Source organism: Streptomyces sp. NPDC038200, from assembly GCF_055600785.1.
Genome location: NZ_JBVJYH010000002.1, coordinates 223643 through 232601, shown reverse-complemented (window position 1 = coordinate 232601; position 8959 = coordinate 223643). Strand labels below are relative to the sequence as shown.

Genomic DNA, 8959 nt, shown 5'->3' with positions numbered 1-8959 from the left:
ACCGGCCCGACCGGCCGGTGGACCGCGGACGCCGGCCCCGGGACGGTCACCGGTGGCCCGGGACCGGCGGGCGTCGGGCCCGCCCGCCGGACGGTGTCCGCGCAGACGGGATCGACGGTGTCCGCCGGCCCGGAACCCGCGACCGTACGGGCGCCGGCACCCACGGGACGGGCGCCGCACGGCACCGGGCACCCTGAGGGCCGGGCACCGTGCGGCACCGGGCACCGTGGAGCGCCTGGCACCGTGGAGCGCCTGGCGCCGTGCGTGGCCCGGCACCTCGGGACCCCGCACCGTGGAGACCTGGTTACCGCAGGGATCGGGCACCGCAGGAACCCGGCACCGCTGAGTGACCGGCATCGTGCGGGACTCGGCAGCGGACGCCGCTCAGCCGTCGTCCGTGCGGCGCGCCGTGCGCCCGGATATCTGTACCCGGTCGACCGTGCCCGTGGCCGGATCGCGGTGGAACCGGCCGCCGGGCTCGAGGCGTCCGGTGGCCGGATCGCGCAGATCGCACGCCAGATCGGCGTAGCCGACCAGCGGCAGGGACAGGTCGCCGTCCACGGACAGGCCCGGCGTGCCGTCCGGTCCGGGCGCGACGCGGTACGTCGTGGTGCCGTTGCGGTAGGTGCCCAGGCAGTCGTCGGGCAGGGCGACGGGACGGCCCCGGTCCGCGGGGTGCGCGCCGGCGGGCACGCGGATGCCGGTCAGCAGGGCCAGTTCCTCGGTGAGGTCGCGCCAGAGCGCGGTGGCGCCCCCGGCGTTGCCGGTGAACGCGACCACCACTCCGGCCTCCGGCTCGGCCCGCAGATGGCAGGACGTGCCCTGGGCGTTGCCGTCGTGGCCGCACCACCCGTACCCGTCCCGCTGGTACAGGGCGAGCCCGGGGCCCCAGCCGTCGGCCAGCGCGCCCGGGCGGGCGGCGGTCTCGGGGCGGCGCATCTCCTTGGCGACGGCGGGCGGCAGCAGATCCGCGCGGCCGATCAGCGCGTTGCCGAACGCGACCAGGTCCGAGGCGCTCGCGAGCAGCGCACCGGCCGGCGCCTCCAGCGGCGCGAGGTTCTGCCGGGCCGGACGCGCCTGGCCCGTGGCGGTGTTGACGGCGTGTCCGGCGGCCACGGGACGGGCGGGCGCGGCGTCCCCCAGGAACGCGGCGGTGACACCGAGGGGCTGCAGGAGCAGTGCCCGGACCGCCTCGGCCCACGGCATGCCGGTGATCTCCTCCACCAGCCGGCCGGCCGCGACATAGCCGGCGTTGGAGTAGGAGAAGTCGGTGCCCGGCGCGAACAGCGCGTCCTGGGCGGTGCAGACGGCCGTGAGATAGCGGGCGGCGGTGGTCGCGGCGGCGGTGTCCGAATCCGGTCCGGTGGGCAGACCGCCGGTGTGGGTCAGCAGGTGACGGACCGTCACCATGGGCAGCGCGCGCAGCTCCGGGAGGTGTGCGGCGGCCGGCTCGTCCAGGTCCACGTCACCGTCGTCGGCCAGGAGCATGACGAGCGCGGCGGTGTAGGGCTTCGTGAGCGATCCCAGGGGGACCGCGGTGTCGGCGGTGCAGGGGCTGCCGGTCGTGACGTCGGCCGTTCCGGTGTGCACGGTGATGACGTCCGTTCCGGTGTCCAGGGCGAGTTGGGCGCCGGGCACCCGGTGGGTCCGGGCGAGGACTTCGAGACGGTCCTGCAGCTCCCGGCGTAACAGGGACGGCGTCCGGGAGGCGGTCGGAGCGGCGGGGATGATGTACGGCATGAGAAGGGGACTCCCGTTGGGTGGGTCTCATGTGCGGGTGTGCCGGTCAGGCCCGTGACAGAGCGGTGTGAGGGCCGGCCGGGGCAGGCGCGTCGCGCCTCGGGCTACGGTCTGCCGACCTCGACGGGCAGATGTCGTACGCCGATGATGACGGCCGGGTTCTGATGGACGATGTCCTCGTAGGAGGGGATCACCAGGTTGCGGAATCGTTCATGCAACATGTGAAGGGCGATCCGGGCCTCCAGCCGGGCCAGGGGCGCGCCGAAACAGAAGTGAATGCCGTGCCCGAAGGTGAGGTGCGGATTGGGGGTCCGGCTCACGTCGAAGACGTCGGGCGTGTCGAAGCGGCCCGGATCCCGGTTGGCGGTGCCCAGATGCGCCATCAGCAGGGCGTCCGCGGGGATGTGGTGACCGCCCAGGACCACGGGCCGGGCGACCCGGCGGCCCAGCTCGGGAAAGGGCGGCAGCCAGCGCAGCACTTCCTCCACGGCGGCCGGGATGCGACCGGGGTCGGCGCGCAGCGCGGCGTCCGCGTCGGGATGCCGGTCGAGCATGACGACGGCGTTGCCCAGCAGTGCGGTGGTGGTGATGTGCCCGGCCACCAGCAGCAGGGCCACGAAGCCGACCATCTCCTGGTCGGCGAGGCGGATGCCGTCCACCTCGGCGGCGATGAGTCTGCTGGTGAGGTCGTCGCCGGGGTCGGCGCGGCGGGCGCGGATGTGGTCGAGCATGTAGCCGTTCATCTCGCGCACGGTGGGGGCGATGGCTTCCAGCGCCCGCTCCAGGTCGGCCATGTCGGGCGCTTCGCCGAGCTGCTCGCCGCCGAACAGGACGCTCGCCCATTCCTGGAAGAGCCGGTGTTCCTCGGCGGGGATGCCGAGGAGTTCGGCGATCACGATGATCGGCAGCGGATAGGCCAGGGCGTCGACCAGGTCGAACCGGTCGCGGTCGGCGACGGCGTCCAGCAGCCGGGCGCAGACGGCCTCGATGCGGGGGCCGAGCCCCTGGACGACCCGCGGGGTGAACGCCTGGCTGACCAGGGCGCGGAGCTTGCGGTGCTCCGGCGGGTCCATGCCGACGAAGTTGCCCTGGCGGAAGGTCTCGAAGTCGGCCTGGGTGGGGGTGAGCGCGGAGAGGTCCGAGGAGTACGTCGCCGAATCGGCGAGCACGGTCGCGACGGTCGCGTGGTCGAGCACCTGCCAGACGCCCTGCGTGTCGTCGTACCGGACCGGCCCGGCCCCGCGTAAGTCGCGCCAGCGGTCGGGTAACTCCTCCAGGAGGAGCCGTTCGCCCGTCGGTTGCTTGCTGATCACCTTGTCTCCTTGCTGGCGCGTGCGGGCATGGTGGAGTCGCGCACACAGGGGGATGCCGGGGACGGCGCCGGCCAGGACCGCGGGCGGCCCCGGGCACGGCTGTGCCACCGCTGCCGTGGCATGCGGACGGGAAGAGCGCGAGTCGCGCGTGACTCGCTCGTGCGCGGCGGGGCGGTCAGCCGTCGTCGGTCTGCTGTCGGGGCGGGCCGGAGGCTCTCAACACATACGGTGAAGGACGTGGCGGCTGCGCGGCCGGCCACGGCCCCGCAGCGAGCCCCATCGTGCGGCACGCCAACCCGACATAACCCATCCCCTCGGCGACACCTCCCGCGCAGCGGTCGCGCGGGACCCCTCCGGCTCGTGAACGGTCAGCGGGGCGCGCGCCCCGACCGTTGGAAACGCGGTGTGAGAATACGCAGTCACAGCCTATGCCGCCCCGTGATTGGCATGATGCGCAGTTCCCCACACCTTCATTTCGATGGAACTCGGCCACAGTCTTCACGGTGAGTCACGCACAAGCAACCCCCTGAAGTTGAACGGAGAGTACTCTGACGGTGCTTTTGCGTCACCGACCGGCCATGTGTCGCAGCCCCTCGCGCGCAGGAGGCCACGGCCGGATCGACGCCCCCGCGTGTGCCCCGGCGTCTCGCCCGCAAACCGGGTCCCCGCGAAAAATCTGCGGCGGCACCACTGACCGGAATGGTGTTCGCCCCTCGGCCGTCCGGTCCCCACACTCCCCCAGGTTGTCCGGCGCGCCCGCGCCCCCGCCCCTGATCTGGGGTGATGATTCGGCCAGCCGCCCTGGAGGGACCGCCGCCCGCGGCGAAGACGGAACACGCCGCAGGCGGCCCCGGCCCACGGCCGACACGCCATGCCCGCTCCCCGCACCTCGGCCCCGGCGGTCGGCCGCTCCGGTGCCCGAGGACTCGCCGCGCCGGCCGATACGCTCAGATTCGGCCATCCAGGCGCGACGGGGGCGCACACAAAAAGCCCGTACACCACCCGTGCATCCCCGACCACGCCGGGCGCCGGGCGGACAGCCCGCATGACACGGCTGACCAGGGCTTACGTCTCTGGCAGAGAGCGATGTGCGGCGGCCAGGCCCCCTGGCCGAACGGGCACACATGTCCGAACGCGGCGGGACACATCCGGAACCGGCCCGGCCGGACAGCGTGCCCCGACGGCCGTCTCCCTCACCGGCCGGCCGGACGACGGGTCCCTCACGGGCTCGTCCCCCACCGGCCCGGCCGGCACCCGGCGCCGGTCGCCGGCGCGACACGCGACCGGAGGACGCCCGCCCCCGTGGCGCCGCGCCCGCGGCCGTCGCGCCACGCCCGGGCTCACCCACTCCGTCGGCGCCGGGGCATGGGGACGTCCGAACGGGGTGGTCGCGGCCATCCGCCGCTCGGGAGCGCGAAGGCGACGGCGAGAGCGCTCGCCGTGCGCGGGGCGCCGCCCCGGGGGAGTCTTGAGCCCGGGACGCGACGCGCGGCCGTAGGAGGAGGTGGTCGGCGTGTCCGACGGGCCGGGACCGGCGCCGGTGGCCGACATGGCCCTGTCGGCCCAGCCGGTGCTGTCGCTCGCCCTGGTGGCGATGATGCACGGGGTGAGCGCGCACTCCGGCGCGATGTACCTGCTCAGGCCCGACGAACCGGTCCTGGAGATGGCGGTGCACGCGGGCATGCCCCGGGCGTTCGCGGCGCCCTGGGAGCGGGTCGGGCTGAGCGCGCCGATCCCGGTCGCGGACGCGGCGCGCGACAGACGGCTGGTGTGGGTGGGCGGTGAGGAGGAGATGGCTCGCCGCTATCCGCGGGTCGCGGTGGTGCTGCCGTACCCCTTCGCGCTGGCCGCGCTGCCCGTGGCGACGGAGCGGCGGCTCTACGGCGGGGTGTTCGTGACCTGGCCGGGCGCGCATCCGCCCGAGCTGTCCGACCGGGAGCGCGAGCATCTGCGGGCCGCCTGCGAGCGGCTGGCGCTGCGGCTGGAGCGGGCCGCGGAGGAGGGCCGGCCGCTCGGCCGGGAGGACGACGTGCTGGCGACATCGGTGTACGGGGTGTCGGAGACGCTGGGCTCGGTGGAGGCGGCGCGGATGGTGTCCCGGCTGCCGTACGGGCTGGTCTCGATGGACCTGCACGGCCGGATCCAGTTCGTGAACGCGGCCGCCGCGGAGCTGCTCGGCAGACCCTCCGGGGAGCTGCTGGGCACGCTGCCCTGGGCGTCGGTGCCCTGGCTGAACGACCCGATGTACGAGGACCGTTACCGGGGTGCGCTGCTCAGCCAGCAGGTGGTGTCGTTCGTGGCGCTGCGCCCGCCCGGTGAGTGGCTGTCGTTCCGGTTGTACCCGAGCACGAGCGGACTGAGCGTGCGCGTCACCCGGGCCCGGGCGGTGGCGGACATGGCGCGCGGCGTGCCGCAGCCGGGCCGGGGGCCGTCCCGGCTGGTGACGATCTCGCAGGTGCTGAGTCTGGCGAGCGCGCTGACGGAGGCGGTGGGGGTGCAGGACGTGGTGCAGCTGGTCTGGGAGGAGGTGGCCCCGGCGGTCGACAGCCGGGCGCTGGTGGTCCTCGGTTCCCAGGGCGGGCGGCTGCATGTGCTGGGTCACCGCGGCTACCCGGACCCGCACGTCGTGGAGCGGTTCGACGGGCTGCCGCTGTCCGAGCGCACCCCGGGCACGCAGGCCCTGAACAGCGGCGTGCCCGCGTTCTTCGACTCCCAGGAGGAGCTGGAACGGCTGTACCCGAGCCGGCACGAGACCCCGGACGGCTTCGCGGCCTGGGCCTATCTGCCGCTCATCGCGTCCGGCCGGCCGGTCGGCACCTGTGTGCTGGCCTACGCCGAGCCGCGCGCCTTTCCCGCCGACGAGCGGGCGGTGCTGACCTCGCTCGGCGGGCTGATCGCGCAGGCCCTGGGGCGGGCCCTGCTCTACGACGCCAAGCACCGCCTGGCGCACGGTCTCCAGCAGGCGCTGCTGCCGCACACCTTGGCGCCGCTGCCCGGCATCGAGGCGGCGGCCCGGTATCTGCCGGCCACGCACGGCATGGAGATCGGCGGCGACTTCTACGATCTGGTGCCGACCCGGTCGCAGGCGGCGGCGGTGATCGGGGACGTCCAGGGGCACAACGTGACCGCGGCGGGCCTGATGGGGCAGATCCGTACGGGGGTCCGCGCGTACACCACGGTGGGGCAGGCGCCGCACGAGGTGATGAGCAGCACCAACCGGCTGCTGATCGATCTGGGGGCCGACCTGTTCGCCAGCTGTCTGTATCTGCGGCTGGACCCGGCGCACGGGCAGGCCGTCATGGCGCGGGCGGGCCATCCGCCGCCGCTGCTGCGCCGGTCCGACGGACGGGTGCGGGTGCTGGACCTGGCCGGGGGCCCGCTCCTCGGCATCGACGCCTCGGCCGTGTATCCGACGACCGAGGTGTCCCTGGCCCCCGGCTCGGTGCTCCTCCTCTACACCGACGGCCTGGTGGAGTCGCCGGGGGTCGACATCGAGGACGCGCTGACGGACCTCGGCGAGCTGCTCGCGGACGCGGGCGACCAGCCGTTGGAGCGCCTGGCGGACGCGGTGGTCCGGCACAGCGCGGCGGCCGGGGAGCGGGTGGACGACGTGGCGGTGCTGCTGCTGCGGGCGTGCGACGACGGCTGACCCGGGAAGCCGTGGTCCGGCCCTCCCGCCGGAGGGCCGGACCGGTCCCCGCCGGCCGGACCGAGGGGGAGGGCCGTCGGGGAGTCGGGGGGCCGGCCCGTCAGGGGGAGCCGGCGGGTCCGGTCAGTGGCTGTCGGTCGCGGACGACGACCCGTCGTCCGCAGCGCCGCCGCCGGACTGGTCACCGGCCGAGCCGGACGGGTCGGCGCCGCCGCCGATCTGGTCACCGCCGGCACCGGCCTCGTCGCCGGCACCCGCCTGGTCGCCGGCACCCGCCTGGTCGCCCGCACCGGCCTGGTCGCCCGCACCGGCCTCGTCGCCCGCACCCGCCTGATCGCCCGCACCGGCCTCGTCGCCCGCACCGGCCTGGTCACCGGCACCGGCCTCGTCGCCCGCACCCGCCTGGTCACCGGCGCCCGCCTGGCCGCCCGCGCCGTTGCCGCCGTCGCCGAGCGTCGCGCCGGTGGCCTGCAGGGCGGTGGTGACCGGCTGGAAGAACGTCTCGCCGCCGCTGGTGCAGTCGCCGCTGCCGCCGGAGGTGAGGCCGAGGGCACTGCCGTCCTGGGTGAACAGCGAGCCGCCGCTGTCGCCGGGCTCGGCGCACACGTTCGTCTGGATCAGACCGGTGACGGTGTCGACGCCGTTCGGGTCGGTCTCGCTCTGGAAGTTGACGGTGGCGTCCAGGCCGGTGACCTGGCCGTCGTGCAGCCCGGTGGTGGAGCCCATCCGGAACACGGTCGTGCCGACGGTGGCGTCCGCGGCCTGGTTGATCTGTACGGTCTGGCCCTTGCCGACGTTGACCTCGCTGGGCGCCTGGGTGTTCGCGTCGTTGTACTTGACGAGGGAGAAGTCGCCCTCGCCGGGGAAGGTGGCCTGGTCGACGGTGGCGATGGGCTGACCGGTCTGGGAGTCGGACCAGTCCTTGGCGGCGACCCCGCAGTGACCGGCCGTCAGGAAGGCGGGGCTGCCGTCGGAGGCGGTGACGTTGAAGCCGAGGGAGCAGCGGACGTTGCCGCCCTGCGCCTGGGAGAAGATGGCGTCGCCGCCCGACACGAACGTCTTGAAGGTGCCGGAGGACTTCTTCAGGGTGGCCATGCCGGAACCGAGGCTCCGCACGGTGGACTGCAGTCTGTTCCACTTGGCGCCGGTGACGGTGGAGTCGGCCGTGACGAGGACCTTGTCGGTGCGCGGGTCGACCGCCCAGGAGGTGCCGGGGATGGACGCCTTGGTCTTCAGCGTCCGTGCGGCGGCCTTGAGTTCGGCGGCGCTGTTCTCCACCTGGCGGACGACCGCGCCCGCCTTCTTCGCCTGGACGACGACGTTGTCGTCGCCGTTGACCACGTTGACGACGAGCTGCTGCTTCCCGCTGTCGTAGTAGGAGCCGGCGAAGGCGTCGCCGAGGAGCTTCTCCAGCTGGGCGGCGAGGCCCGAGGCGGCCGTCGCCTTCAGGGTCTTGACGTCCGCCGTGCCGCCCGCGGTCGCGTCGTCGCGGTCCTGGGAGGCGTTGGCGTTGGGCAGCAGCAGGGCCGCCGCCCCGAGCGCCGCGACACCGCCCACCGCTATCGCAGCCTTGCGCTTGGGCATTCGCTTGTGACTCAAACTTCTCGACCTCCTGGGGACGGGGGGTCTGCCACTGACGGGCAGTCGGTTTCCGGGTTGTCATCGGGGCGCCTGGATGGCCGTACGTACGCACCGGCCGCGTGGTGTGTTCAATTCCGTTTCCCGACAGCGGTACGGGCGCGGCGAATCGGCCACGCTCCGCGTGGCGCGGCGGGCGGCCGGGAAGAATCCCCCATATGACGATGACCACCGCCGAAGCCGACAGGATCCTCTCCGTCAACTTCGCCCCCTGGGTGCTCGATCTGCAGCTGACCGTCCAGGCGGTGGGCGAGGACCGGGCCGTGCTGCGTCTGCCCTGGTCGGACCGGCTGGCCCGGGAGGGCGGCGGGTTGTCCGGGCAGGCGCTGATGGCGGCGGCCGACACGGCGACGGTCATCGCGGTGTCGGCGGCCCGGGGCGGGTTCGTGCCGATGACGACGGTGCAGCAGTCGACGTCGTTCCAGCGGGCGGTGACCGGTTCGGATGTCCTGATCGAAGCGGTCCTGACGAAGCTGGGCCGGCGAACGGCGTTCGCGGATGTCACGTTGAGCGATGCCGCCTCGGGCGCGCTCGCCGCCCGGGCGAGCACCGTCTACGCGATTCTGGGCTGACACACTCAGCTACTGATCGGTAACGGTCAGTTCCGAACGCAAAGCGG

Annotated in this window: 5 protein-coding genes; 2 read left to right on the top strand and 3 right to left on the bottom strand. The window is 74.1% G+C overall.

What is annotated here, in order from left to right; translation table 11 throughout:
* Positions 1-384 precede the first annotated feature (384 nt).
* Together ACZ7KF_RS06230 and ACZ7KF_RS06225 are read right to left on the bottom strand one after the other, a co-directional pair.
* Complete coding sequence (locus tag ACZ7KF_RS06230) at positions 385-1740, bottom strand: serine hydrolase domain-containing protein (RefSeq protein ID WP_471069770.1); 1356 nt, start codon at positions 1738-1740, stop codon at positions 385-387.
* 104 nt (positions 1741-1844) lie between these two features.
* Positions 1845-3053: a cytochrome P450 gene (locus ACZ7KF_RS06225; RefSeq protein ID WP_471069769.1), complete on the bottom strand. Its 1209-nt coding sequence runs from the start codon at positions 3051-3053 to the stop codon at positions 1845-1847.
* 1549 nt (positions 3054-4602) lie between these two features.
* Between ACZ7KF_RS06225 and ACZ7KF_RS06220 the strand changes: the two genes are divergently transcribed.
* Positions 4603-6702: a PP2C family protein-serine/threonine phosphatase gene (locus ACZ7KF_RS06220; protein ID WP_471070022.1), complete on the top strand. Its 2100-nt coding sequence runs from the start codon at positions 4603-4605 to the stop codon at positions 6700-6702.
* Between the two features lie 123 nt (positions 6703-6825).
* Here the strand turns inward: ACZ7KF_RS06220 and ACZ7KF_RS06215 are convergent, their stop codons facing one another.
* Positions 6826-8286 (bottom strand): S1 family peptidase, encoded by a 1461-nt coding sequence (locus ACZ7KF_RS06215; RefSeq protein ID WP_471070021.1) that lies wholly within the window; start codon positions 8284-8286, stop codon positions 6826-6828.
* Between the two features lie 212 nt (positions 8287-8498).
* Between ACZ7KF_RS06215 and ACZ7KF_RS06210 the strand changes: the two genes are divergently transcribed.
* Positions 8499-8912: a PaaI family thioesterase gene (locus ACZ7KF_RS06210; RefSeq protein ID WP_471069768.1), complete on the top strand. Its 414-nt coding sequence runs from the start codon at positions 8499-8501 to the stop codon at positions 8910-8912.
* Positions 8913-8959 lie beyond the last annotated feature (47 nt).

What these genes read in the sequence shown, in the direction of transcription:
- ACZ7KF_RS06230 (WP_471069770.1), bottom strand. Translation starts at nt 1,740, where the DNA reads ATGCCGTACATCATCCCCGCCGCTCCGACCGCCTCCCGGACGCCGTCC.
- ACZ7KF_RS06220 (WP_471070022.1), top strand. Translation starts at nt 4,603, where the DNA reads ATGGCCCTGTCGGCCCAGCCGGTGCTGTCGCTCGCCCTGGTGGCGATG.
- ACZ7KF_RS06215 (WP_471070021.1), bottom strand. Translation starts at nt 8,286, where the DNA reads ATGCCCAAGCGCAAGGCTGCGATAGCGGTGGGCGGTGTCGCGGCGCTC.
- ACZ7KF_RS06210 (WP_471069768.1), top strand. Translation starts at nt 8,499, where the DNA reads ATGACGATGACCACCGCCGAAGCCGACAGGATCCTCTCCGTCAACTTC.